Source organism: Chthoniobacter flavus Ellin428 (assembly GCF_000173075.1).
GTDB classification, from domain to species: domain Bacteria; phylum Verrucomicrobiota; class Verrucomicrobiia; order Chthoniobacterales; family Chthoniobacteraceae; genus Chthoniobacter; species Chthoniobacter flavus.
Map to the genome: position 1 here is coordinate 36422 of NZ_ABVL01000007.1, position 25660 is coordinate 62081.

The 25660-nt window shown below is 61.3% G+C and carries 22 protein-coding genes and 2 pseudogenes; 11 read left to right on the forward strand and 13 right to left on the reverse strand.

Annotation, left to right across the window (positions count from 1 at the left end):
• Nucleotide 1: 1 nt before the first annotated feature.
• From CFE428DRAFT_RS13170 to CFE428DRAFT_RS33550, 4 genes are read right to left on the reverse strand one after another with little or no spacing between them, the layout of a single operon-like run.
• Nucleotides 2-1615, reverse strand: coding sequence for an FHA domain-containing protein (locus CFE428DRAFT_RS13170; RefSeq protein ID WP_131989343.1), 1614 nt, complete (start codon nucleotides 1613-1615; stop codon nucleotides 2-4).
• Nucleotides 1616-1620: 5 nt separating this feature from the next.
• Entirely contained in the window at nucleotides 1621-3252 is a 1632-nt protein-coding gene (locus CFE428DRAFT_RS13175) for an NAD+ synthase (protein ID WP_006980046.1), read from the reverse strand.
• Between the two features lie 40 nt (nucleotides 3253-3292).
• On the reverse strand, nucleotides 3293-3466 hold the full coding sequence (locus CFE428DRAFT_RS37290) for a hypothetical protein (protein WP_157447502.1): 174 nt from the start codon (nucleotides 3464-3466) through the stop codon (nucleotides 3293-3295).
• Nucleotides 3467-3517: 51 nt separating this feature from the next.
• Nucleotides 3518-4138, reverse strand: coding sequence for a CAAX prenyl protease-related protein (locus CFE428DRAFT_RS33550; RefSeq protein ID WP_049975634.1), 621 nt, complete (start codon nucleotides 4136-4138; stop codon nucleotides 3518-3520).
• A gap of 153 nt (nucleotides 4139-4291) precedes the next feature.
• On the opposite strand from CFE428DRAFT_RS33550, the gene CFE428DRAFT_RS13185 reads away from it, so the two are divergent.
• The 5 genes from CFE428DRAFT_RS13185 to CFE428DRAFT_RS13205 are packed head-to-tail and all read left to right on the forward strand — an operon-like array spanning nucleotide 4292 to nucleotide 7381.
• Entirely contained in the window at nucleotides 4292-4540 is a 249-nt protein-coding gene (locus CFE428DRAFT_RS13185; protein WP_006980049.1) for a hypothetical protein, read from the forward strand.
• A 50-nt stretch (nucleotides 4541-4590) separates the two neighbouring features.
• Complete coding sequence (gene pilM, locus CFE428DRAFT_RS13190) at nucleotides 4591-5628, forward strand: pilus assembly protein PilM (RefSeq protein ID WP_006980050.1); 1038 nt, start codon at nucleotides 4591-4593, stop codon at nucleotides 5626-5628.
• A 3-nt stretch (nucleotides 5629-5631) separates the two neighbouring features.
• Entirely contained in the window at nucleotides 5632-6273 is a 642-nt protein-coding gene (locus CFE428DRAFT_RS13195; protein WP_006980051.1) for a hypothetical protein, read from the forward strand.
• A complete protein-coding gene (locus CFE428DRAFT_RS13200; protein WP_006980052.1) occupies nucleotides 6270-6821 on the forward strand; it encodes a hypothetical protein in 552 nt (183 codons plus the stop codon). The genes CFE428DRAFT_RS13195 and CFE428DRAFT_RS13200 overlap by 4 nt, the downstream gene beginning before the upstream one ends.
• On the forward strand, nucleotides 6818-7381 hold the full coding sequence (locus CFE428DRAFT_RS13205) for a hypothetical protein (RefSeq protein ID WP_006980053.1): 564 nt from the start codon (nucleotides 6818-6820) through the stop codon (nucleotides 7379-7381). The genes CFE428DRAFT_RS13200 and CFE428DRAFT_RS13205 overlap by 4 nt, the downstream gene beginning before the upstream one ends.
• A gap of 7 nt (nucleotides 7382-7388) precedes the next feature.
• Here the strand turns inward: CFE428DRAFT_RS13205 and CFE428DRAFT_RS13210 are convergent, their stop codons facing one another.
• From CFE428DRAFT_RS13210 to CFE428DRAFT_RS13225, 4 genes are all read right to left on the reverse strand, one after another.
• The gene (locus CFE428DRAFT_RS13210) at nucleotides 7389-8102 is read right to left on the reverse strand and encodes a sugar phosphate nucleotidyltransferase (RefSeq protein ID WP_006980054.1); all 714 of its coding nucleotides are present in this window, start codon (nucleotides 8100-8102) and stop codon (nucleotides 7389-7391) included.
• A 163-nt stretch (nucleotides 8103-8265) separates the two neighbouring features.
• Complete coding sequence (locus tag CFE428DRAFT_RS13215) at nucleotides 8266-9054, reverse strand: trypsin-like serine protease (RefSeq protein WP_006980055.1); 789 nt, start codon at nucleotides 9052-9054, stop codon at nucleotides 8266-8268.
• A gap of 257 nt (nucleotides 9055-9311) precedes the next feature.
• On the reverse strand, nucleotides 9312-10208 hold the full coding sequence (locus tag CFE428DRAFT_RS13220; protein ID WP_006980056.1) for a hypothetical protein: 897 nt from the start codon (nucleotides 10206-10208) through the stop codon (nucleotides 9312-9314).
• Nucleotides 10209-10516: 308 nt separating this feature from the next.
• Nucleotides 10517-10987: a GYF domain-containing protein gene (locus CFE428DRAFT_RS13225; protein WP_006980057.1), complete on the reverse strand. Its 471-nt coding sequence runs from the start codon at nucleotides 10985-10987 to the stop codon at nucleotides 10517-10519.
• 155 nt (nucleotides 10988-11142) lie between these two features.
• On the opposite strand from CFE428DRAFT_RS13225, the gene CFE428DRAFT_RS13230 reads away from it, so the two are divergent.
• Complete coding sequence (locus CFE428DRAFT_RS13230) at nucleotides 11143-12426, forward strand: hypothetical protein (protein ID WP_006980058.1); 1284 nt, start codon at nucleotides 11143-11145, stop codon at nucleotides 12424-12426.
• Between the two features lie 423 nt (nucleotides 12427-12849).
• Here the strand turns inward: CFE428DRAFT_RS13230 and CFE428DRAFT_RS13235 are convergent, their stop codons facing one another.
• Nucleotides 12850-13287, reverse strand: coding sequence for a TIGR03067 domain-containing protein (locus tag CFE428DRAFT_RS13235; protein WP_157447503.1), 438 nt, complete (start codon nucleotides 13285-13287; stop codon nucleotides 12850-12852).
• A gap of 117 nt (nucleotides 13288-13404) precedes the next feature.
• Here CFE428DRAFT_RS13235 and CFE428DRAFT_RS13240 point away from each other — a divergent pair, with 117 nt between their 5' ends.
• The gene (locus CFE428DRAFT_RS13240; protein ID WP_006980060.1) at nucleotides 13405-13638 is read left to right on the forward strand and encodes a hypothetical protein; all 234 of its coding nucleotides are present in this window, start codon (nucleotides 13405-13407) and stop codon (nucleotides 13636-13638) included.
• Between the two features lie 177 nt (nucleotides 13639-13815).
• On the opposite strand, the gene CFE428DRAFT_RS37295 is transcribed toward CFE428DRAFT_RS13240, so the two are convergent.
• Nucleotides 13816-14298, reverse strand: a complete 483-nt coding sequence (locus CFE428DRAFT_RS37295) for a hypothetical protein (RefSeq protein WP_131989345.1) — start codon at nucleotides 14296-14298, stop codon at nucleotides 13816-13818.
• Nucleotides 14299-14413: 115 nt separating this feature from the next.
• Here CFE428DRAFT_RS37295 and CFE428DRAFT_RS41055 point away from each other — a divergent pair.
• A pseudogene (locus tag CFE428DRAFT_RS41055) lies at nucleotides 14414-15535 on the forward strand (DNA cytosine methyltransferase); the annotation flags it as partial.
• Between the two features lie 173 nt (nucleotides 15536-15708).
• Here CFE428DRAFT_RS41055 and CFE428DRAFT_RS13260 read toward each other — a convergent pair.
• Both CFE428DRAFT_RS13260 and CFE428DRAFT_RS13265 read right to left on the reverse strand, forming a co-directional pair.
• Nucleotides 15709-16506, reverse strand: coding sequence for an HNH endonuclease (locus CFE428DRAFT_RS13260; RefSeq protein ID WP_006980063.1), 798 nt, complete (start codon nucleotides 16504-16506; stop codon nucleotides 15709-15711).
• Nucleotides 16507-16613: 107 nt separating this feature from the next.
• Nucleotides 16614-17102 (reverse strand): group III truncated hemoglobin, encoded by a 489-nt coding sequence (locus CFE428DRAFT_RS13265; RefSeq protein ID WP_006980064.1) that lies wholly within the window; start codon nucleotides 17100-17102, stop codon nucleotides 16614-16616.
• Nucleotides 17103-17332: 230 nt separating this feature from the next.
• On the opposite strand from CFE428DRAFT_RS13265, the gene CFE428DRAFT_RS13270 reads away from it, so the two are divergent.
• The 3 genes from CFE428DRAFT_RS13270 to CFE428DRAFT_RS13280 all read left to right on the forward strand — a co-directional run bounded on the left by CFE428DRAFT_RS13270 (nucleotide 17333) and on the right by CFE428DRAFT_RS13280 (nucleotide 22408).
• Nucleotides 17333-18736 (forward strand): hypothetical protein, encoded by a 1404-nt coding sequence (locus tag CFE428DRAFT_RS13270; RefSeq protein WP_157447505.1) that lies wholly within the window; start codon nucleotides 17333-17335, stop codon nucleotides 18734-18736.
• A gap of 547 nt (nucleotides 18737-19283) precedes the next feature.
• Complete coding sequence (locus CFE428DRAFT_RS40455; RefSeq protein WP_006980066.1) at nucleotides 19284-21485, forward strand: excinuclease ABC subunit UvrB; 2202 nt, start codon at nucleotides 19284-19286, stop codon at nucleotides 21483-21485.
• 17 nt (nucleotides 21486-21502) lie between these two features.
• Nucleotides 21503-22408: a hypothetical protein gene (locus CFE428DRAFT_RS13280; RefSeq protein WP_006980067.1), complete on the forward strand. Its 906-nt coding sequence runs from the start codon at nucleotides 21503-21505 to the stop codon at nucleotides 22406-22408.
• Between the two features lie 51 nt (nucleotides 22409-22459).
• Here CFE428DRAFT_RS13280 and CFE428DRAFT_RS13285 read toward each other — a convergent pair.
• Nucleotides 22460-25656 (reverse strand): annotated as a pseudogene (locus CFE428DRAFT_RS13285) (efflux RND transporter permease subunit).
• Between the last annotated feature and the right edge of the window lie 4 nt (nucleotides 25657-25660).

Consider the following 25660-nt stretch of genomic DNA (forward strand, 5'->3'; position numbering starts at 1 on the left):
GCTACTCGATCTGCACGCAAAAAGTGTGCGACCCAATGCGGATTGTTTGGTTGGGGGCCAACGGCAGGATTTCGCCGTGACCCAGGAGTGTGTCTTGGCCCACGAGCACCGGCTCGGGGAGAGAATCGTTTCGCAGCCAGAAACAGCCGCGATAGTAGTGAAAAGCCGCCGGACTGCGCCTGCGTCCGCGGGTGTCCCACACGATGCGATGGGCCGCATCCAGGCCGAAACCCGCTTCGGAAAAAAGCCATATGCCGTGCCGGGTCACGCCGTGGCCCTCGACCGGCTCGCAAGCCAGGGCGCGATAGGGCACGGGCGCCGTCGTTTCGGCGGGGCCGGTCCATGCGTCCAGGTTGTCGATTTTCCACGCCGGCGATTCCGCACTATCGAGGGGGATCAAGTCCATCGCATATTCATCGCCGAGCACGAGGCGGCCGCGATGCGGGAGCACGGCGGGATGATTGGGAGTGAGCGGCTGGCCATCGAGCGAAGAGCCGTTGAGGCTCGGGCCGCTGCCGCTGCCGTCACGCAGGGTGATCTGGCCGTCGTCCGTTTCGAGAAGGGTGTGCACGCGGCTCAGTCGATTCGTCCGCGCGTCGTTCGTCGCGTTCTCCGGCAAAATGCGCGCGATGAAATCCGCGGTGGCCGAGCGACCAATGGTGAACCGCTGACCGGTGGTGAAGTGGATGGGCAGGGTTTCGGCTGCATCGCTGTTGAGATTCAGCACCGAACCCGGATGCGAGGAATCGAGGAAGGCCTCGGGAATATGGTACGTCGGAACGGCCACCGTCGTCCTGGTCGGTGGCACGGGCGGAATGCGATTGGTATCCGCTTCCGACTGGAGCAGGTCCCGCCAGAGCGATTCGCAATCGGCATGAGGCATGGCGAGCAATTCCCGTCGGAGGACGGCATTGCCTCCTTCGTGCAGAGAACTCAGCGGACTGTAGCGGCGGCTGTCGATTTCGCGGATGCGGCCGCCCAGCAATTCATAGAGCAGGAGCGTCAGTTCGCGTGGGCCGTAGCCTTCCTGGATCTCCGTGGGCCGGCGCGGATCGAGGACGATGGTGTGCTTGGTCTCGTCGCCGGCGGGATCGGCCAGCAGGCCGCGCAGGCTGAGCGGATTCAGCTTGAGGGAAAAGGCCGGCCAATGGTCGAGCGATGCGCCGATCATCACCTCGGGCACGATATCCTCCGCAAATTCCACGAAGAGCTTGCCCAGCAGCGGCCGGGGAATGGGCACCGCCTCGCGGGCCAGGAAATCGAGCGTGGCCGGCAGCGAGGAAAGCAAATACAGCGCTTCACACACGCTCAATTCCCGGCGGCGGCGCAACAGGTCGAGGAGCGAGATGCCCTGCACCCATTCCTGCACGATGAGACCGTGACTGACGTCGAGCGTATCGATCCGGACAAGATGGGGATGCGGGAGACATTGCAAATGGCGGATGGTGTTCTCGAGATGCTGGCGTGGTTCCAGTTCGAGGCCGCAATTCGGGCCGAGCTGTTTGACGCCGACGATTTCGCCAAAGGCCAGGTCGCGCGCGCGGAAGAGCCGGCCGCCGGTGACGTGCGGCATTTCGTCGAGCAACTCGTAGCGGTCGTCGAGGCGGCGGTTCATGTTTTTCATTCCACGAAACGCTGGGCGACGGGCATCTTGCGGCCGAGGCCGAAGGCGCGTCCGGTGACTTTGAGTCCCGGCACAGCTTGAGCGCGCTTGTATTCGTTGAGATCGACGCGCCGCACGACCCAGCGCACCGTCTTCTCATCGAAACCGCGGGCGATGATTTCCGCGCCGCTCAGTTGTTCCTCGACGTAAAGCTGCAGGATGGGATCGAGCACCTCGTAGGGTGGCAGCGTGTCCTGGTCGCGCTGGTCCGGCTTCAGTTCGGCGCTCGGCGGTTTCTCGATGGTGGCGCGAGGGATGATTTCGCGGTCGCGATTGATCCACTCGGCGAGTTCGTAAACCATCGTCTTCGGCACATCGCTGATGACCGCCAGGCCGCCGCACATGTCGCCGTAGAGCGTGCAATAGCCGACGGCCAGTTCGCTCTTGTTGCCCGTGGTGAGGAGCAGCGAGCCGAATTTGTTTGAGAGCGCCATGAGCGTCATGCCGCGCAGGCGAGGCTGCATGTTTTCCTCCGTCGTGTCCTCGGGCAGGCCGGTGAAGACTTCGCGGAACTGCTCACGAAAGGTCTCGAAGCTGCGCTGGATCGGAATCGTGAGACAGCGGATGCCGAGATTTTTGGCGATGGCCAGAGAATCGTCGACGCTGCCTTGCGAGCTGTATTGCGTGGGCATGGTTACGCCGAGCACGTGTTCCGTGCCGAGGGCGTGCGCCGCGATGCAGGCCGTGACCGCGCTGTCGATGCCGCCGCTCAAACCCAACACGGTGGAGTGAAAGCCGCACTTGTGGAGGTAATCACGTGTACCGAGCGAGAGGGCGTAGAAGAGTTCCTCCGGCGCGGATGGGAACGCCGTCACAGGCGTACTCGATGACGGATTCAATTCCACGACGGCGCATTCCTCCGCGAATGGCGCCAGTCTGGTATGCAGCGCCCCAGTGGCATCGAACGCCAGCGAGTTGCCGTCGAAGACCAATTGATCGTTTCCGCCGATCGCGTTGCAGTAATGAATCGGCAGTCGATGCTCGCGCGCCAGGGCGCCGAGCATTTCCGCACGTCGCGCCGCCTTGCCGATGCTGAACGGCGATGCGCTGAGATTGAGGATCGCCTCGATGCCTTGCTCGACGAGCGAACCGACGGGCGAGTTGCCGTACAGCCGTCGTGGCAAATATTTCTCCGTCCAGATATCCTCGCAAATCGTCACGCCGAATTTCTTTCCCGCGATCTCGATGGGCTCGACGCATTTCGCCGGCTCGAAATAGCGGTCCTCGTCGAAGACATCGTAGGTGGGCAGCAGCGACTTGTGTACTTTGCGAAGCGGTTGCCCGCGCTGCAGCACCGCAGCGGCATTGTGAAAGGGTTGCCCGGATCCGTGGTTGATGTCGATGAACCCGACGAGCAGCGGCACCTCACCCACGGAGCGATGCAACTCGTCGAGCTTCTCGAGGTTCAGCGGAACAAAACGCGATTTGAAAACCAGGTCCTGCGGCGGATATCCCGTGAGCGCAAGTTCCGGCGTCAACACGAGTTCCGCGCCCTGCTTTACGAGGTCGCGATAGGCCGCAAGGATCTTCTCCGCGTTTCCGCGAAGATCACCGACAGTGGTATTGAGCTGGGCAAAACCGATTTTCACTTAAACCCCCACTTAAACGCACAGGGGGCTGGAAGTGAAGTTAATGGTGGCGGTATTGATCTTCCGCCGTTCCGCCGTGGAGGCTTTTATTCCAACCCGCGCCGGATTCGTAGAAGGCCTCCTGCACGATGTGCCGGAATACCCAAAAGAGGCACGCGGCCGCGAAACCGGCGATGACCATCATGATGAATTTGTGAGTGAACGTACTGGACACGCCCCTCCTATAAGCAGGTCCCCTGCCGAATGGGCGAAACTTCTGCGCGGGCTACCAAAATCCCCATTGCCCCGTGCGCAAGACGTAAACACCGAGCAACAAGTTCGTTACGGCGTGAACGAGCACGCAGGAACTGAGGCTCCGCGTCCGGTAGGCGACGAGATTGAAGAGCACGCCGGTGAGGACCGCCGCCGGGTAATCGGGCAGGGAATGCTCGATGCAGAATCCCGCGGTCACCACCCCGAAGGAGAGCCAGGAAAATGCCCCGAAGGGCACCTTGGTAAAGTCTTCGTCGATGAGGTAGCGGAGCAAAAAGCCCCGCCAGAAAATTTCTTCCACCAAGGGGACAATGACGACCAGGCGCAAAAAACGCCCCCCGACGTTCGCGAGATATGGCCAGCCGGTGCTCCCAAAGAAATAGGGATCGAAGGCCAGTTCATCGGCCGTCCGAGGAGTTCCCAGCCACTCCTTGGGCACCTTGATGGTGAGCAGAAAGTTGCGGATGGACGAGGGGAGGGCATCGCCCCATCCCAATAGCCATTGCTGGGGAGCGATCCAAATGAGCAGCGCCAGCACGCCGATGGCGACCGTGAAGAGCACCTTCCGCGGGATCTGCATTTCGTAGTGTGGCCAGAAGCGGATGAGGACGATCCCGCAGACGAGGGTTTGCAACGGCAAAGTCCAGTATTGGGGCTGGGCCAGGAACCACTCTGGACGCCCGTCACTGAAGTGCGCGACGGCCTGTCCGAGTCCTAGAATAAGTAAAAATACCAGAAACGGCGCGAGATAAGCTGTGTCTTTCGATTTAGCCCCAAACATGCAGTCATGAAAGAGACCGAACCCAAGGATGCAACACCAGAACAACTGATCCAAATGCTCGACGCCGAGATGGCGGCGCACCGTTCTCAACGGCAAAAGGTGGGTCGCAATCGTGCGACAGTGCTGGTCGCGGGGGTTCTCTTCATCGTCTGCGCAGCGGGGGCGGCCCTTCTGGTACTCGAACAAATGCTAACGGATATGCGACCGAATGGCCGTATGCCCGCATCGGGGATGACCCCGGCTGCCGGAAAATAATTGAGAATCCGGCACCCCGGGTACATCGACTGCTAATACGCATTTGTAGAATGGCTAAAGCTCCCAATTCCGTTATCGGTGTCGACCTTGGGCGATACTCGTTAAAGTCCGTCTTGCTCCAGAAGAAAGGCAGCAATCGCTATGTGCTGACGAATTTTGCGTCGCAGGTCGTGACCGCGCCGGCTGAAACCGCGGATGCTCTCGCTCAACAACTCAAGGCACTTTTCAAGGAAATGGGCGGCTCCGCCAAGGCTTGCGCGGTGGCTGTTTCCACCCCGGACGCGCTCATTCGCATCATCGAACAGCCGGAGACCCCGCCGGAACTTCTGCGGGAAGCGCTGCGTTTGAATGGCATGGCCTTGCTGAACCAGGACTGCCGCGAGTTCGTGCTCGATTGCGATCGCATTGCTCCCCTTGGCTCACCCACGGAGCTCACCGCCAACGGTCGCAAGCGCTATCTGGTCGGCGGTTTGCCTCGCTCGCAAGTGAACCTCATTGGGTCGGCCGTGGAGCATGCCGGCACGGATGTCTCTGCGATGCAATTGGCGCCGATCTGCGCATTCAATGCTTTCGAATTTGCCTACGAGGAAATCTTTAACCACCAGGCTTTCTTCCTCGTCGACATCGGCCACACCAATTCCACCATGATGGTCGGCTTGAAGCGGGAACTCGTCCTCGTGCGTAACATCGATTTCGGCGGCAAGGCCCTCGTCGATGCGCTCACCAGCTTGAGCGGAGAAGGGCGCGAGGCCGTCTTGCAGGCGCTGGAGCAGGAAGATGAAGTGATGGTCGAGTTTGCGCGTGTTGCCATCAACGCGCTGGTGCGCGAGATTCAAAACTCCATCGGGTTCCTCGAGCATCGCCATGAGCAAACGATCCCGAAGATCTACATCACGGGCGGCCCCGCCAAATCGCAAACTCTGTTGAAAGTCTTTACCGAAGAATTACGTCTGCCCTGCGAGGCATGGAGCGCCGTCTCCAAATGTGAATCGGCGCTGCCTGCTCACCGCACGGCACAATTGAATGACCACATGATCGACCTGAATGTGGCCTGTGGCGCCGCGGCGGAACTCCTGAAAGCGAACTGAGCCATGGCCCTCCGTCTCAATCTTTACCACGAAGTTCACAAGGCCAAGGCGCTCAAGCGCCGCGACCCGCTTAAAATCACCATCTACGGCCTGGCCGCTCTCGCGGCCTGCTTTGCCCTCTACTACTTTGCCCAGTTGGTGCGGATGCACTCGATCAACGATCGATACGTCAAGGTCAAAGCGGAATTCGATCATCTCGAGCCGCAGGCCAAAGCCGCCAAGAAACGCGAGGACGAGTTGACCAAGGAAACGTCGACGAGCGCGGCCATGGTCAAGCGGATTGAAGGCCGCTTTTACTGGGCGCCGCTGCTCGCGGAGTTGACCCAGGTCGTTCCCCGCGATGTGCAGATCACCCGACTCGGCGGCGAAGTCACCGGAGACAGTTTGCGCCATTGTGCGCTGAATATCGATGGTCTGGCGGCCGGCGCCGATCCCCGGCGTGTGGCGGAAGATCTCCGCACGGCGATCGCGGAAAAGTTGTCCTCTCACTACAAGAACGTGACCTCCACTTTCAAGACGCTCGAAGATGGGACCGAGACGGTGGCCTACAATGGCAAGCAGGTCAGCACCGCCACCTTCGCGATTCTGGTGCAACTTACCTTCGGTGAAGACAAGGCGGGCGCCGCCGGACGCAAAAAGAAATGAAACTAGATAAAGAAGAAATTCAGAAGATCGTCCTCGGCGCGCTGCTGCTGATCGGGGTGGTTTACAGTTACTTTGACCTGCTGCTCGGGCCGCTGACGAAACGCGCCGAGACGACGGAGATCGCGGTGAATGCCTTGGGGCCGGAAATCGCCAACGCCAAGGGCCAGATCGCCAAGACCCAGCAGTTGGAAAAGGACACGCCGAGCCTGCTCCTGCCCATGCGCCAGGCCGAGGCCATGATTCCCGAGGGCGCGCCGGTGGCCTGGTTTCCCACGCGCATCACGGAATTTTTCAAGAAGGAAGGGATCGATCGCGCCTCCACTCGCATGACGGGTGAGAGCGTCGAGAAGGAGCTTCCGGGATTCCGCAAGATCTCGTGGGGAGTCGACCTTCCCAAGGTGGAATTCGTGAATTTCGGGCAGGCCGTCGCGGCACTGGAAAATGAAGAACCTTTGTTGGAGATTACCGCGTTGCAGATCGACGCCAGCCGTGACGACGTCGAAGCGCAGCACGCTTTCCTCACCGTCAACAACCTCGTCAAGCAATGAGTCCCCGCTCTTATCTTTTCTTCGCGGCTTTTCTCTCGTGCGCCTCGGCAGTGCACGCGGTGCGTCCTCCTCCGTCGGCGCCCACGCCTAAAGCCGACCCTTCGGCCAAGACGAGCACGCTGCCCAAGTCGACCGAGCCCGTGCCGCCGTACGTCCTGAAAAACCGCTCGACCTTTTCCAATGTCACCGACGCTACCCGCGCGCCTTTCTGGCCGATTGGCTGGGTGAAACGCGTGAAGGGCGGACAGGTCGCGCAGGCCCCCGTCGAGGAGGCGCCCAAGTTCACGCTCGATTCCAAGAGCTTCAGGCTGTCCAGCATTCTGGTGGGTTCGGGCACGACCGCCTCGCTCGCCGTGATCAACGGACGGGCCTACGGTGAGGGTGAATTCGTCCGCATGCCGCACGCTCCTGGCGCTGCTCCGATGCGGGTTCGCGTGCAGCGCATCAGCGACGCCGGTGTGGTTCTGGCCTACGCCAACCAGACGGTAGTCGTGCCTCTCCAGCACACGGATCTCGGCCCTCGCAAGCCCGAAGAGTTGCTGGAGGACAAGGATCGCTGATTTCTGCTTACGTCCCGGCGTTCAATTGTGCCAGCACCTCGGGATCGCGCACATCGGCCCAGTCGCCGGTCAATTCCACGACCTGCACCTTGCGTCCACTCTGCGCCAGCGCGCGGATCGCGTCGGTGAGTTCGTATTCGCCGCGCGGGGATTTTTCGAGCTTCGCCGTGAATTCGAAAATGCTCGGACGAAACGCGTAAACGCCCGCGTTGTACCACGGGCTGGTCGGCTCGCCCGGCTGGGGTTTTTCTCGCAGGTCGGTCATTTCGAAGCGCTCGTTGACGAACACCGCGCCGCCCTTGGCGATCTCGCCGGGGTTGTGCTTCACGCTTACCAAGCCCTCCGCGTCATCGAGCTTCACCAGGCGGTGATAATTGGCCGGGTCGATGAGGATATCGCCGTAGCTGAGCACAAACGGATCCGCGCCGACGAATTCCTTCGCCAGTTCCACCACGCGCCCCGTGCCGTCCTGCACCACCTGCGTCGCATACTCGACCGAGATGCCAAACTGCGAACCGTCGCCGAAGTAGTCCGTCACCACATCCGCGCGCCAGCCCACGACGATCTGAAAATGTGTGACGCCGGCCGCGCGCAAGCCATCCACGATGTGTCGCAGGATCGGTTGCCCGCGCACGGGGATCATCGGCTTGGGCAATTCATTCGTCAGCTCGCGCATGCGCGTGCCTTTGCCAGCGGCGAGGAGAACAGCTTTATGGATCATGGGAAGTCGGATTTGGGAATGCGGAATGTGGAATGCGGAATTCAAAGCAAAGTGCCACTCCGTTGTAGCGGCATCGGAAGAAAAGTGCCAAGAGCAAGTGATCCCCTGACTCTCGGCACTGAGCACTGATTACTGAGCACTGAGCGCTAAGCACTTCCCCTTCTCAACTCCCCCGAATCCGATTGATCTGTGTCACGAACTGCCGGATCGACACGAAGTAAGAATGATCCGGCTGATTTCCCGGCACGGCCAGGTCCTTGTCGTAAAGCGCCTTGTTATCCACGTCCACATCGGCGCCGATTCCCACCAGCTTCCACACCCCGCCGAGATTCTCAAACAGTCCGCAGCCCGAATCGCCGCCGGTGATCTGCCCAGTCTGCGGCCCGGCTGCGCTGTCGAACGCCGTCTGGATATAGGTGATGTGGCTTTGCGGATCCGTCTTGTAAGTGGGCAGCGTCCGGTTTGTCGCCCAGCGCTTTTGTCGCGATGGGTCTTCGCCCCAGTTCCAGCCTTGGTTGGGCACCTCGGTGCCCTTGCCCACGCCGTAGCCGATCATCGTGCACGCCTTGTTGAACTCCGATTCCGCCACGCCAATCAGCGGCAGCGGCGCCAGCCCTGGGTCCTGCATGATGCGCAGGACGCGCAGGTCCGTGCCCTTGATCTCCACGGGCTTGAAGCTTTCATCCACCGTGCAATTCGTCCCGTTCAGGTGCACGACGGTGATGTCGTGATCGATATGGTTCGCGGTCAGCACGTAGCGATTGCCGATGTAAACGCCGGTCGCGCGCGCGCCAAATTTGTTGTCCATCCGCGCGACATAATTCCACGGAGAACCATCCGCCGGCGGCGCGAGACACACGCTTTCGTCGGGATTGATGACGATGATGCCGAGCGTGGGACGAGTGAGGGCCACCGCGGCAAGCAGAGCAGGGAGAAGGATGCGTGCTTTCATACGGCACCGATGATGCGCGACTTTCGTCCGCACTCAAGCTTCCGCCGTGCGTCGCGCCCCGCTCGTCAGGTCGTGGTTTTTGCGTCGACGCCGAGGCCGTGCCTTATCTCGCGCAACCGTAGCCGAACGTGCTGCTCAGAGCCTGTGAAAAGAGCGCCCGCGAATCACGCGAATGACCCGAATAAATATTTCCCATTCGGGTCATTCGCGTGATTCGCGGGCCAAACAATCTCTCCGCCGGTTTATTTCAAACGCACTCAGCGCTTCAGCGTTGCTTGCCCACCCTTCGGCATGGCGACCTCCAGCGTCTGGCCGTCATCGGAGAGTGTGCCTTTGGTGTCGGCGCCGTTGGCCCACTTGAGCTGCAGTTCGCGCTTCGCCCGGTCGCCCCACTGCCACGTGCCCTTGCCTCCCACCGCCGTGGTGAACGTGCCGTCGTCGCTCAGTGTCCAATTTCCTTTCGGTACCTTCCACGCGCCCGCGGGTGAATACGCTTCCGCCGCGCTGGTCGACTTGGGCGTGGGTGGCATCGGCGCCGGCGCCGGCGTCGTCTTGCGCGCGGCGACCATCTGTTTCTCCGTCACCAGTTCCGTGGTGTAGAGCTGCTCCACCGCCGTGCCGATCTGCGCGGTGCGCGTTTTCCATTGATCCGCCACGCCCTTGTTCATGAACTCTTCCTTCTGCAACAACGCCTTGCGATCGTCCGCATTCATCTTGTTCTGCTTGGCATTGTTCGCCCGGGCCGTGCCGCCCAACTGGCCGCCATTGCTGATGTCCACATCCTTGTTGTCCTGCGCACCGTGCACACTCTTGGAATAACGAAAATCCTCCACTGCCTTGGCGTGCTCATCCACCGCCGCGAGCAGCGCCTGCACCACATTGGCCGCCGCCGCATAAGTCGGCTGTTGCGCGGCCGGCGCGGTTTGCGCGAGGGCCGTCCACTCCGCGTGCACTGTCGCGAGGGCCTCGCGATTTGCGCGCTGCTTCGGCGTGAGCGAAGCGATGCGCGGGAGCGTGTTGTCGATCATCTGGCGCAGCCGCGCCGAGGGGAGCGCCTTGCCGGCGCCGGGTTTGGGTGTCGCCGCGGCGCGCAGCGAGAGGGATGTCATGGCGAGCGCCGTCAGACCGAGCAGAACGAAACGAAGAATTCTCATATTCGGAAGCGGATAATTGCTTGGGCGGAAGCCACCCCCGCCCGGCCAGACGTACTGGTTATCCCTTCGCCGCTGCGGAAACAATCTCTTTCGCCGCGTTGCCGGAATGAGGGACGGCAACCCCTGGGAGGCGCGACTTCCTAGAAAAAACCCTGCGTCGCGTAGCGACGCCCAAAAAAGGAGAGGCGCTTCGCGCATCGGTTTTCGGTCGGCGACTGGGAAGTCGCCGCTCCCAGCACCATTCTGCGTTGGCGCACGAACATCGACCAAAGATGTGAGTAATACCGCGGCCTAATGCCTAAACACCGTCAATGATGACTCGACCCGACGATCGCCAGGACGATCAGCACGTGATAGGCGAGCGAGACGGCGCCGAGGATGATCCCAATCCACGCATGTACCGCGCCTTTGATGATCGGATTCAGCTTCCGCTTCTTCAGACCGAGAATGCCGAGGATGATGGCTGGGATGGCGAGCAGGGGACCGATGAACGGACAGAGGCCGAAAATCCCGAGGTAATAAGCCACGAGCGCCTGCGGGTTTTTGTAGGGGATCAGCCCGCCCGTTGAGTCCCCCGTCTGCGGAATCGGCGGCGGTGGTGGTGGCACCGACCCACCTCCTTGCGGAGGACACGCTGCGGAAAGCGGTTGCCACGTCTTCGAGCCCTCCGCACAGACCTGCGTATTCCACGAAACGCCCTGCGAGAAAAGCGCCGTCAATTCCTCGAGGGACTTGGGTCCCTCCACATTCTTTCCGTCGAGCGAGTAGTAGTAATTCATAGGAAACACTTTGGAGGAATATCGCCCGCGGAGAGTGCCGGAATCGCGGTGCCGATTCAATGCCGAAGGCAGACTGGCCGGCGGCATCGCGACCCGCCTCGCGTACCTCCTGAAATCCCACAGAAACCCTCTCGCTCCCGTGGCGTTTCACTCTCATGCTTCCCCGGACTTTCCTCCTCTTCGTCGTCGCGTGCCTCGCGCTGGCCCTGCCCTTTCCATGCCCCGCTGAAGACGCGCCCATCGATCCTGCTCGGGGCCGCGAACTCATGCAGAAATCCTCGCGCGGTGAAACGCTCACGCCCGACGAGCAGACTTATCTCGATCGCGTCAAACAGGCCATTCGCGAACGCACCGCCGCCCGCACCGCCCCCGGCGCCGCGCCGAAACCCATCGAGCCCAACACCGCTGACTGGAGCGCGCTCATCCCTCTCACCGATCTCACCGCGCCGTACAAAGGCGAGGACGGCGGCCTCTATGGCGGCGGTCACAATGATCCGCCCGAAAGCCTCCGCACCGCACACCTGCAGGAGTCCGCCAAAATCCATCCGCTCGATGCCACCGGCGCGCCCACCGCCGATGGAAAAATCGGCCTCATCACCATCGGCTTTTCCAATACCTCCATCGAGTCGGAAGACTTCAAGCGCACCGCCGACGCGGACCCGCAGAAATCGCCGCAGGTCGTCATCGTCAATGGCGCCATCGGCGGGCGTTCCGCTGTAATGTGGGCGTGGGATGGCGCGGAGGTCCTGCCCGCCGCCGAGCAGCAGCGGCTCGACCAGGAGATGGACGTCGTCCAGATGCCCAAAGGCGTGCGCAAAAGCACCGGCCTCGCCCGGGATACGTGGCCCACGCTGGCGAAACGCATCGAAGCCGCCGGCCTCACCCCGGCGCAAGTGCAGGCCGTGTGGCTCAAGCAAGTCGAAGCCAACCCGCGGCCTTTCGGCGAATTTCCCGCGCACGCCCGCGCCCTGCAGGCCGACATCACCGCCATCCTGCAGATCGCGCGCCGCCATTACCCGAATCTCCGCGTCGCCTATCTCTCCAGCCGCACCTTCGGCGGTTGGTCCGGGCGCATCAGCGGCAGTCCCGAGCCCTATGCCTATGAATCCGGGTTCGGCACCCGCTGGGTCGTCCAGAGCCAGCTTCAGGGCGATCCCGCGCTGAACTTCGATCCCGCCCGCGGCGAGGTCAAAGCCCCGCTCATCCTCTGGGGCCCGTATCTCTGGGCCTGCGGCAACACCCCGCGCAAACTCGACGGCCTCACCTGGACCCTGTCCGACGTCCGCGCCGACCAGTTGCACCCCAACGACGCCGGCACGAAGAAAACCACCGCCCTGCTCCTCCACTTTTTCAAGAGCAACGAAGGCACCCGCCGCTGGTTCCTCAAGCCCGGCGAAACAGTCGAGGCGGCGGCGCACGGGACTAGTGGGGGCCGGTAAATGGGCGAGATAGACTCACGCCGCTCTCGAAGTAAGCGCGTCGCGGTGTGAACCTTTGGAGGCGGCGCTCCGTCGCCGCCCACTTCTCTCGGAGGAAATTGGGGCGCTGACGAAGCCTGAGCATTACCCACATCTTTGCTCGGTGTTGGACGTCGATACGGATAGCGCCTTGGGAGCGGCGACTTTCCAGTCGCCGACCGAAACAAACGCGCGGAGCGCCATCTTTGGGGCGTCGCTCCGCGACGCAGGGCGACTGGAAAGTCGCCCCTCCCAGTGGGCCGCAGCCGAATTCCCCGCTGTCCCTAAATCCGAGAAAAGATGTGGGTAATGCTGAGGCTCCGTCGCCGCCCACTCTCTCGGAGAAAATTGGGGCGCTGACGAAGCAGCGCCCTCCAACAGAATGTCACCCCGCCGCGCGCGACCCTACTTCGCGCGCTGATACGTGATCAGCAGCCACGGCGCGCCGTCCTTGGTCGCCAGTTCCGTCGGCCGTTCGCCGCCGTCGAGCGCATAGCAAACCCGCAGCGTATCGCCGGTGATCTCATACACGGCCTTGATCACCTTGCCCGCCTCGAACCCTTCCGTGCGGGTCGCGTCCATCGTCCGGGGCTTCTGCGTTTCATCCAGCTTTAGTGTTCCGGCCTCTGTCCCGTCCTTGGTCTGCGCCGTGTAATGATCACCCGCGATCGTCACCACGAGTTTCTGCAGATCCTCGGATTCCACCGGCTTTCCGCCCGCTTTTGCGGCGGCCGCCCGCCATGTTCCCTCTATCTCCTTGATGTCATCCGCGCGCGTGGTGGTGGTGGTGAAAGCCAGCGAAACCAGCGCCAGCATGGCTGTGGAGAGGAACCGCCAGTGCATGTTGCTCCATACCTCCATCCCCCCCGCCTGTCGAGGCGCGAATCCCTCCAATTCCGGCATTGCGACAACATTCCGTTTTGCGTCAAAATGCACCCCGGTCGTGTCCTGATTTGAACTATGAAACCGCGTCGTAGCGTCGTCATTTTTTGGGCGGCAATTCTGCTGTATGCGCTTTCCATTGGGCCTGCAGCCCGAATTGGCAAAGGAGACAAGGACTATTGGATACCCCCACTCTCGTTTGATCTTTTTTACGCTCCGCTGTTTGGTGCCGCCAAAGTGATCCCGCACGGAAATGACCTGCTCGAGAAATATTGGGACTTCTGGACGCGCGGCGAAAATTCAAATGGGTGAAGAAGTGAGGGGGAGGGGAAAGGCAGAACAGTTCCATTTCCGTGCCGCGACCCGTGGCAACCAGCCATTTCGCTGCGCGCGAAACATCGGTTATGAAAATCACGATCCGCCACTTTTTCCTGGTGGCCGTGGCCACCGCCCTCACCGGTTGCGAGACGCCGACCACGGCCCCTCCGCCTAACACCCACAACGACGGTTCCATGAAGGTCCGCTCCGGCCCTTATAACTCGATGGGTTCCGCCGACCCCCAAGGTCCGCGCGAACCGCGTTAGCCGTTGGCGCAGATCGCTGGAGGGCACCGGAGGTCGCCTGTGCCCGTCCACCACTCGCCACGAATAACTCCTCCCCGCCATAGTAGGCCGCCGGCCCATTGAAATAGCTGAGATGAGGCAGCTTCCCCACCACGCGCCGCCGGCGGATATCGAGCAGGAAATCGTCGAACGGCCGGCCGGCCCCGAACCCCAGCGCCCAAACCCCATCCGGCGAAACCGTCTCCGGCTCCAGGTAGTACCGCTGCTGTGCGTCCGCCATCAGCGCCGGTGGCGCCGCTCCGGCCATCGCCTGCTCCAGCGCCAATCGCAACGGATCGGCATCCGCTCCGCGCGCCCCGGTAAGCGCAACGAAGAACACCGCGATGGCAATCCACAATCGACGGAACATCCAGCGAGCCTACCGGAACCCGCCCGTTCCGGCAAGCCACCGCGACTTCAGGTGGGCGCACAACATGACTTATAGTCCATGGACTTCTCCTGCGGCTCGCGATGACGCTGGTGGGATGACAGAGCGTCAACGCATACCAAAACTTCTTTCCTTCCACAAACTCGGCGAAAATCGGGGAAGCCCACGCGTATGGCTCGAATCGCAGCGGTTGTCCGCCTTGGGCTTCGATGTCGGGTCCTCGTTTTCCGTCGACGCGCGAAATCAGAAAGTACGCTTGCGAGTCTCCCCATTAGGCACGCATCAGGTCGCGAAACGACGTGCCGCCGGCGGTGTGCGTCCGATCATTGATCTGGCGAATCGTCAGTTGCTCGGTTCGCTCGCGGGATGGGACGAAATCAAGATTGCTGGTTCCGCTGGTCTTCTGGAAATCGCCCCATCAGTACGAGCGTTTACGATTCGGCGACAACGCGCCAGTCGGCCACCATGGCGAACACTGGAGGTCTTTTCCGGCGGCGGCACGTTGTCCGCAGCGATCAGCCAACATCCCGATTTCAAGCTCATCGCCGGGGTCGAAATCGATCCGCGTTTTGCGGACGTTTGGCAAGCGATGCACCGAGAGGCTGTGCTGATTCAAGCGGATGTGCGGCGCATTCATCCTTCGGAATATCCTCCGCACGAAGCGCTCGTGGCAGCGATTCCTTGCACAAGCCATTCCATGCTCGGGCGAGCGAAAAAATCATTGCGAGATAAACCGGAACTGGGAGATAGCGGCGACCTATTCCTATGCATCGCAACGCTCGTCGCCACGCACCTCCCCTTGGCGTGTGTTTTCGAAAACGTTCCTTCGTTTGGAACCGCACTTGCCGGACAGACGCTAGGTCATCATCTCCGCCAACTCGGCTACCACGTGACGCAGACGATTCTCGACCCGCATGGTGAATGGAATGAACCACAGGATCGAAAGCGTTGGTTGATGATAGCGACGCTGAAAGAAGGATTCGAACTTCACTCACTAGATAAGCCATTTGCCGGAGATCTCTCCTCCATTCTTGATCCGCCCTCCGAATGCGACCGTTCCGACGCGACCCGGATTGCCGGCAGCATTGAAGCCCTCCGCCGCCACCGTGAACGCCATCGGGCTTTAGGCCATGGCTTCGGATTCTCAACCATCAATCAACACTCGAAACGAGTGCCGACCATTGTGCGTTCGTATCACAAAATTAACGTAGGGCCCTTCGTTGAAACCGAATTCGGACCACGCCTGTTACGAAGGCACGAGGTCGAAAAACTGATGGGTTGCACCATCGATTGCGCGCTACGCGACTGCGATCGAAATCCTTGGGCAAGGCGTGCAGACGCGCGTGTTCAAAGGTGTTCTTTCGCAAATCTCCGATTTTCTCCGGGAGCGATTTACGACTTCTTAAAAATCTTTGCTCGGTGCTCCGCGAGAAAAGACGGATCGGGCAGCGCGGCATCGTCCGGAAGTTTGAGCGGTTGTCCGACGTGGTCTCCAAAGTTGATCGCAACGGCATGTTGCGTGAGTTCTTTCTTCAGACGCGGCGAGAGTTGCAATTTGAGTTCGTCATCGAAGGTTATTAACCCGCGATCGAACGCGGCATCGTGAAGTCGCGATAACGAAAGGCCATTGCGAACGTTCCATCGCTCATTCGGATGCGTGCCCCACGGCAAGATATGGGACGCGATCAAAAGCTCACGCACAGCTAATCCAGTGATACCACAGCACCCGCCGAAATTGTTGAGTACGGCGTCGCGGAAGTATTCCTGTCCGCGTCGTTGCTTCGCATTAACGACAATTTCAGAAACGCCATTTGGTGGGCGCTTGCGAACGCGTATCCCCTCTTTCGGTAGTACTTCGAGTTCGCTATTCTCATTGACTCCGAAAAGGTGGCGCAGCGCTTCTTCACTACTCGGGACACTTTCCTCGAGATGGGTGTGAAATTCTGTCCACACGGAGCGATCGAGTGCACTCGCTCCTTCCAGTCCTCTAATGCCACGCAACTTCAGTGCGGGATCGAGCGATGCAAAATTGCAGAGTTTCATTGCCAAGCTGTTGGCGCCGCGGCCGAGCTTTCCGGCGAGAGCAATGATTGCTGGTTGGCGCGCGTGAAGCTGGCCGAACGTCAGCTTGTGATAGAGATTCAGCGCAACCAGCAATTCGTCACGCGTCCATTTCTTTCCGGCGGGCATAGCCGGAACCTATCTTTCGCAAGGGGCAAGAGACCAGGCTTTTTGAAGATGATCGGCGCGAAGATTTTGGCGCCGTCACGTTTAAATTCGATTAACCTCTGCAGCGTCTAAGGTGTGATTTGCTTCGGTTTTTGGCTGGCGTAGTGGGCGCGTTGTTCGGGGGTGAGCTGGGAGAAGTCGAAGGGGGTTGGAGGGAGTTTGTTGATCTTGGTGTGGAGGACGTTGGCGATGTCAGCGGCGCTGGCTTTGAGGAGGTTGGCTTTTTCACCGGCGAAGAGTTCGTCGACGGTGGCGGTGAAGAGCGCGAGCCAGCGCTCGAATTGCGGCGGGCCCATGGTGGTGAGGGGGACGAGCCGGGCGTGGGTGGCCAGGGGATTGCCGGAGAAGTTGCCGGTGCGGAAGAGGACGGTTTCCCAAAAGGCATACATCTTCGGCAGGTGCGCCGCCCAGTCGGTCCGGGCGACGTCGTTGAAGATGAAGCCGATGAGTTCGTCCTGACGCACTTTGCCGTAAAAGGTATCGACCAGACGCTCGATATCCGCCCGGCCGGTGAGGTCGGGGAGGGAGGAAGGGGGCGGCTGGTTTTCGAGGCTCATGACGATGGGGAATGTAGCACTGAAATTCGGAGTTCGGAGTTCGGAGTTCGGAGTTCGGAATGCGGAATGCGGAATGCGGAATGCGGAATGCGGAATGCGGAATGCGGAATGCGGAATGCGAGGGCCGAAAAAAAGAGCGGACATTTACACAACAAATGGCGTGGGTGGCGTTTTAGCGGATGAAACCCAAAACGGTCGCTGGTGCGGCCTTCCCCAACATTCCACGCTTTATGAAACTGAAGACGTTTCTCTCCACGGCGATCTCGCTTGCGCTGCCAGCTTCGTTGCTTTACGCGCAGGAAAGCGCGACCCCATCGACGCCTGCCGCCACCCCGGCCCCCCAAAGTGCTCAGACTCCGCCGGCGCCACCGAATGCGCCGCCGGGCTTGCCGCAGGGACGTGATCGCGATCGTGATCAGCGTCGGCCGGATGGTCAACGTGGGGGCGGACCGGGCGATATGCGCCGCGGGTCTTCGCTCTTCGATCTGCTCGATACGAATCACGATGGCGTGATCGATGAGCAGGAGATGAAGAATGCGCCGGAGGTCTTGAAGAAGCTCGATCGCCGCGGCGATGGGCGGGTGACGCGCGAGGAGTTTTCTTCGCAGTTCGGCGGGCGCTCCATGCAGAGGGGGCGCGATGGCGACGGGCAACCGGGACAGCAGGGAAATCGGCCGCCGCAGATGAATCAGGGTGGACCGGGGGCGCCGAATGCCAATGGCCGGGGCCAAAACCCAGGCGCGCAAAATGGCGGGCCGCAGGCGTGGCAACAGCGCCAGCAGCAATTTGATCAGCAGCGGCGGCAATGGTTTGCCGAGGAGACGCAGCGTCGCGAGCAGATGCGCCAGCGCTTCGAACAGGAGATGCAACAACGCCGCCAGCAGCAGGCGCAAAATGGTCCGCAGGCGGGTCCGCAAAATCAAGGACCGCAAGCGGGACCGCAGGGCCCAGGCATGCGGCATCATCACCATGAAGGATTTGATGGAAAAGGCGGCGAACGTGGGTTCGCGCAGAACGGTCAATGTGGTCCGTGGAGGCACCATCACCACCACGAAGGATTTGACGGAAAAGGCGGCGAACGTGGTTTCGCGCAGAACGGTCAACGTGGCCCGTGGAGGCACTATCATCACCATGAAGGATTTGACGGAAAAGGCGGCGAACGTGGTTTCGCCCAGAACCGGCCGCAATTTGGGCCGCAGATGCGCGGTGGTCCGCAGCCGTGGATGAATCGTGGACCGGGGCCGCAGGATTTCCGCCGCTTCTCCCGTGAGCCGCAGTGGCAGGATGGCCGCCGCGATTTCCGTCAGCCGCAACGCGGCCCGGAGCAAGGTGGACAGTTCCCGCGTCCCGATGGACGCCGGCCCGACCAGGGCGGAATGAATCCGCCGTCCTTCCAGCCGCAGATGCAGAATCCCGCCGGCCGCAATCCCGGTTGGAACTCGCCTCGGGACATGCAGGAGCAGATGCGGCGTCCTATGGGACATGTGCCCTTCACCGAAAACTCGGGTCCCGCCGAAGGTGGGGCCGCGGGGCCGCAAGGTGAACCCGGCCCGGATGCCCAACCGGTGGCGCCGCAAGCGAATGAGCTCGAGATCGGTGCGCCCGAACCGGCTCGCCCGGGTGACGTGATCTAAAGCATTTTAAATAGAACTGTAGCCGCTTGCGGGATGAACGGTGGATGTATTCGCCCCACTCCGTCGGGGGCGGCGGCAGAGCCTAAGCATTACCCACATCTTTGGTCGGTTTAGGACAGCGGGAAATTCGGCTGCGGCTCACTGGGAGGGGCGACTTTCCAGTCGCCCTGCGCCGCGGAGCGACGCCCCTAAGGTGGCGCTCCGCGCGTTTGTTTCGGTCGGCGACTGGAAAGTCGCCGCTCCCAAGGCGCTATCCGTATCGACGTCCAAACACCGAGCAAAGATGTGGGTAATGCTTAGGGCAGAGCGCCGCATCTACAACGACTCTGGCTGCGGCTACACCTCCAATTAAATGCTCTAACATCGGACGCTTTCGGAAGGTCGGGACGCCAGGATGACGCGCGACTGCGCGGCCACGAGGTGCAGGTTGACCGCCGCCGGTTCGATCATGGCGGTGTCGGAGGTAATCTGCAAAGCAACGTGCGTAATGCTTCGTTCGCGAGTGACCTCATGACACTCTGCGGGACTCGTGCTACGTTGGATGCTTATGTCTTTCCAACTCGCTTCACGCTACCAGCCCAAGGGAGATCAGGCACAGGCGATTGCGAAATTGACCAAATCCATCGAGGCGGGGAACCGGCATCAGACGCTGCTCGGCGTGACCGGTTCGGGCAAGACCTTCACCGCGGCGAATGTCATCCAGAACGTGGAAAAGCCCACGCTGGTCATCTCGCACAACAAGACTCTCGCCGCGCAGCTTTACTCGGAGTTCAAACAATTTTTCCCGGAAAACGCGGTCGAATACTTCGTCAGCTACTTCGATTACTACCAGCCCGAGGCCTACATCCCGCGCACGGACACTTACATTGAGAAGGATTCGTCGATCAACGAGGAAATCGAGCGTCTGCGCCTCTCGACCACCTCGTCGCTCCTCTCGCGGCGCGATGTGATCGTCATCGCCAGCGTCTCGTGCATCTACGGCTTGGGTTCGCCGGAGGACTACATGAATATGCTGCTGACCATCAAGGTGGGGCAGCAGATCTCGCGGGAGGCGGCGCTGAGCAAGCTGGTGGACATGCTCTACGAGCGCAACGACATCGGCTTCAACCGTGGCAAATTCCGGGTGCGCGGTGACACCGTGGAAGTGCATCCGGCGAACCTCGATGAGGAAGCCATCCGCATCGAATTTTTCGGCGACGAAGTGGATCGCATCACGCGCTTCGACCCACTGACCGGCCACGGCCACGAGCAATTGACGATGATCACGCTCTACCCGGCGAAGCAATTCGTGACGCCGGCGGACAAGATGCGCCGCGCGATGGGGACCATCAAAGAGGAACTGGCCGAACGCATCATTCATTTTGAAAAACACGGGCATCTCCTCGAGGCGCAACGCATCAAGATGCGGACGGAATATGATCTGGAGATGATGCAGGAGATGGGCTTCTGCTCGGGGATCGAAAACTATTCGCGGCATCTCAGCGGACGTCCGCCGGGTTCGCGGCCCTTCACGTTGCTCGACTTTTTCCCGAAGGATTACCTGCTGGTCATCGACGAAAGCCACGCCACGATTCCGCAAGTGGGCGGCATGTACGAGGGCGACAAGTCGCGCAAGTCGGTGCTGGTGGACTATGGCTTCCGGCTGCCGAGCGCGCTGGATAACCGCCCCCTGCGTTTTCCGGAATTCATGGAGATGACCGGGCAGGCGCTCTACATCAGCGCCACGCCGGCGGAGTTCGAGATCAAGAACTCGATCGTCGGCAACACGAGCTACATCCCGCACAAGCGCCAGCAGAGCGAGCAAGTCGGGAAGGAAGAAGACGTGCCCTTTGCCCGTGGCCGGTGCGTCGCCGGCGCCGCGGCTCTCGGCGCACCGAATACTCCGGTGGAGGAGTTCGACGTGCACACGCCGGGCCGGCCGCTGGTCGTCGAGCAGATCATTCGTCCGACGGGGTTACTCGATCCGCGGATCACCATTCGCCCGCTGAAGGGGCAGATCGACGAGACGCTGGAGCTTTGCCGCCAGCGCATCGAGGTGAAGGAGCGCGTGCTCATCACCACGCTCACCAAACGCACGGCGGAGGATCTTTCGGATTACCTGCGCGATGTGGGCTTGAAGGTGCGTTATCTGCACAGCGACATCGACACCATCGAGCGGGTGGAAATCCTGCGCGCCTTGCGTGCCGCGGAGTTCGACATTCTTGTCGGCATCAACCTGCTGCGGGAAGGTCTCGACCTGCCGGAGGTTTCGCTGGTCTGCATTCTCGATGCTGACAAGGAAGGATATCTGCGCTCGCAGACTTCGCTCATTCAAACGGCGGGCCGTGCCGCGCGGCATGTGAATGGCGAGGTGTATCTCTTTGCCGATACCGTGACGAAGTCGATGGAGGCGCTGCTGGCCATTACCGAGTATCGGCGCGCCAGGCAGATCGCCTACAACGAGAAGCACGGCATCACGCCGCGCAGCGTGCAGCGGGCGGTGCAGGAGAGCCTGCACACGATCTTGAAGGGCCGCGAGTTGGAAGAGTCCGTGGTGCGCGAAGGCGGCGGCGATTTCTCACTCACCGAGACCCTGCGCGAACTCGAGCAGGAGATGATGATCGCGGCGAACAACCTTGAATACGAAAAGGCCGCGCTGCTGCGCGACCAGATCGCCGAGCTCAAGGCCGGCACCGGCGTGAGCAAGATCGAGCCGAAGCGCAAGCCGGTGAAATACGGCAAAGGCCGCCGGACCAAGGCGCGGGCGTAGAGGATTTGGAATTGTATATGCTTTTCTCTCCCGCTCTTCGTGTTTTGGCCTTGGTCTTTCTCTGTGTGCTCGGAGGGAGAGTGGTTGCCCAGGAAGTAGAGGGAACGCTCAAGGAGGTGCCGCTGCAAAGCTTGAGCGACCGGGCGATTACACCGCTCGGGCAGGCGGCGCTGAGCATTCATCCGAATGACTGGAAGCACGCGGAGACGACCAATTTCGTCTACCACTTCTTCCATGGATTCATTGCCGCGCCGGTGTCGGTGGAGGCGGAGTTTTACTACCGGGTGATCTCCAAAGATCTCGACAAGGACACCACGCAATGGGAGCGCAAGAGCCACATTTACATTTTCGAGACGGATGCGGATTGGAAAGAGTTTCAGCAAAAAGGCGCGCTGGACCCGTGGACGGGCGGCATCCACTCGCAAGGATCACTTTTCATCCAGCGCAACCCGGAGAAGAAGTTCAAGGGGAACACGCTGGGGCATGAGGTGACGCACCTGGTGATCGAGCGCTTTTTCGGATCGGGCATATCGCTGTGGCTGAACGAGGGTTATGCGGAATACTCGGCGTCGCGCTGTTACGCCGCATTCAACCGCGCTCGCGGCTACAACGCGCGGCCGACTTCGCGCTCGGTGCCGGCGGACCTGTATGTGCCCGTGGCGCAACTGACCGCGATGGTGACGTATCCGAAGGAAGTGGAGCAGGTCGGGGTGTTTTATTCCGAGTCGGAGCGGCTGGTCCGTTATCTCGAGAAGACGGACAAGCGCGGGTTCAACGTTTTCCTGGAGGCGATGGCGAAGGGCAACCGCTTCGAGACGGCGTTGAACAAGGGGTTCGCGGCGCGATTTATCAGCGTGGATGCGCTGGACCGTGAGTTTAAGCCTTACGCCACCCAGCAAAACGGTTTTTCCAACGCCGATTGATTGCGGATCGGAAAGACGCTCTCGAGGCCGGCTCGTTTCCCTGATCGGGCTTCAAACCGGGGCCAGTTCTTTCTTTTGCTCCGGGAGACCTTTGCGCCTCGGCGGCTCGCCATCATGCCCAGTCGGCTGCGTGGGGGCGTAGAGCGGTTTTACCCGGAAGAGCCGCAGGATGGTGACGAAATAGAGCGGCACGAAGAACAACCCGAGCAAGGTGGTGGTGACGGCGCCGCCGACGATGCCGGTGCCGATGGCGTTCTGGCTGCCGGAGCCGGCGCCGTTGCTCAAGGCCAGCGGGAGCACGCCCAGCCCGAAAGCGATCGAGGTCATGAGGATGGGGCGCAACCGCTGGCGGACGGCATGGAGCGCGGCGTCGATGAGGGTGGCGCCGCGGTCGTAATATTCCTTGGCAAATTCCACGACGAGGATCGCGTTCTTGGCTGAGAGACCGATGATAGTGATCAGGCCGATCTGGAAATAGATGTCGTTCGGCATGCCGCGCAGTTGCGTGGCGGCGACGACGCCCAGTGCGCCGAGCGGCATATCCATCAGCACCGAGAAGGGAATGGCCCAGCTTTCATACAGTGCCGCAAGGCAGAGGAACACCATGGACAACGCGATGGTATAAAGGGCGGCGGATTTCGAACCGGCGAGCCGCTCTTCATAGGAAAGCCCCGCCCATTCGATGCCGATGCCCGGCGGGAGCGCCTGGCTCATTTGCTCGATCGCCCGCATGGCTTCGCCGGAGCTGTGGCCGGGCGCAGGCTCGCCGAGAATGGACATGGAAGGCGTGCCGTTGAAGCGCTCGAGCTTCGGTGACCCGAGGCCCCATTCCGCGGTCGTGGAAAGCGGAGAACGGCACCTATGCCGCCCTGGGCATTGCGCACGTACCAGCGATTCACATCCTCCGGCAGCATGCGGAAGGGCGCATCGCCCTGGATGAAAACCTTCTTCACGCGTCCCTTGTCGATGAAGTCATTGACGTAAGTGGAGCCCCACACCGTGCTCAGCGAGGCATTGATATCCGCGATGGAAAGCCCGAGCGCGCTGGCTTTTTCCTGGTCGATATTGAGGTGGTATTCCGGCGTGTCATCGAGGCCGTTGGGGCGCACCTTCGTCACCGCCGGATTTTGCGAAGCCATGCCGAGCAGTTGATTGCGCGCGTTGACCAGCGTCTCATGGCCGAGTCCGGCGCGATCGACGACCCGCACGTCGAACCCGGTGGCATTGCCCAGCTCGAGCGCGGCGGGCGGCGCGAAAGCGAAGGCAAACGCGTCCTTGTACTGCATGAACTCCGCCATGGCGCGGCCCTGGATGGCTTTCACTTTCTGGTCGGGCCGGGCGCGTTCCTTCCAATCCTTGAGCTTCACGAAGACGAGCACCTGGTTTTGGCCGTTGCCGCTGAAGCTGAATCCCAGCACGCCGAACATGCCTTCCATCAAATCTTTCTCCTTATCGAGGAAATGATTTTCCATCTTGCGCAAGACTTTGTCGGCCTGCTCGCGGGTCGAGCCGGGCGGCAATTGGGCCATGGCGAAGAGCACGCCGGTATCTTCATCCGGCATGAAGCCGGTGGGTGCGCGCAGGAAGAGCGCGACGACCGCGACGGCAATCGCGCCATAGAAAATGAGCGCCCGCCCGCTGTGGCGAAGAAAGGAGCCGACGGCGCGCGCATAACGATCCGCCGTGCGATCGAAGACCCGGTTGAACCAGCCGAAGAAGCCGCGCTCTTTGGCATGATGCCCTTTGGCGATGGGTTGCAGGATCGTCGCGCAAAGCGCCGGCGTGAGAATCAACGCCACCAGCACCGAGAGGGTGACCGAGCTGACGATGGTCAGCGAAAACTGCCGGTAGATCGCGCCGCTCGAGCCGGTGAAAAAGGCCATCGGCACGAACGCGGCGCAGAGCACCAGGCCGATGCCGACCAGCGCCCCGCTGATTTGATCCATCGATTTGCGGGTCGCCTCCTTCGGCGGGAGCCCTTCTTCGCGCATCACGCGCTCGACGTTTTCCACCACCACGATCGCATCGTCGACGAGCAGACCGATGGCCAGCACGAGGCCGAACAGCGTGAGGGTATTGATCGAATAGCCCGCGGCCGCCATGACTCCGAAAGTGCCGAGCAGCACGACTGGCACGGCGATGGAAGGGATGAGCGTGGCGCGCCAATTCTGCAGGAACAGATACATCACCAGGAAGACGAGCACGATGGCCTCGATGAGGGTCTTGACCACTTCCTCCACGGAGATGCGCACGAACGGCGTGGTGTCGTAGGGGTAGATCGCCTTCACTCCGGGCGGGAAAAACTTGGAGAGTTCGTCGACCTTTTTCTTCACCACCGCCACGGTCTTGAGCGCATTCGCGCCGGAAGCCGGGCGGATCGCCATGCCGCTGGCGGGCACGCCATTGTAGCGCGCGTAGGTGGTGTAAGTCTCGCTGCCGAGCTCCACGCGGGCGACGTCGCGCAGCAACACGCGCGAGCCATCGGTGTTCACCCGCAGCAGGATGGCGCCGAATTGTTCCGGCGTTTGCAACCGGCTTTGCGCGGTGATGGTGGCGTTGAGCAATTGCCCGGGCGTGGCCGGCAGGTCGCCCAAGGCGCCCGAGGCCACCTGGGCGTTTTGCGCCTTGATCGCCGTGACCAACTCCGCGGTGGTCATCTGGTATTTCGTGAGCTTGTCCGGATCCAGCCAGATGCGCATCGCGTACTGGGTGCCGAAGGTTTGAATCTCACCCACGCCCGGCAAGCGGCCGATCGGATCCTGCATCACGCTCATCAGGTAATCGGCGAGGTCCGTGCCGGACATCTTGCCGTCTTCGGAAACGAGACCGACGACGATGAGGAAGTTGCGCACCGATTTACTGACCTGCACACCCTGCTGCTGCACTTCCAAAGGCAACAGTGGGGTGGCCAGCGCCACTTTGTTTTGCACCTGCACCTGGGCGATGTCGGGATTGGTGCCGGGCTCGAAGGTGACGGTGAGGGTAAGGGTGCCCGTCGAGGTACTCTCGGCCTCGATGTAGCGCAGGTTGTCGATGCCGTTGAGCTTTTGCTCGATGACCTGCGTCACCGTGTCTTCGACGGTTTTGGCCGAGGCGCCGGGATAGGTGGCCGTCACCGAGATCGTCGGCGGCGCCAGGGGCGGAAATTGAGCAATCGGCAGGTTGGTGATCGAGAGCGCACCCGCCAGCATGATCAGGATGGCAATGACCCAGGCAAAAACGGGCCGGTCGATGAAGAATCTGGACATCGGA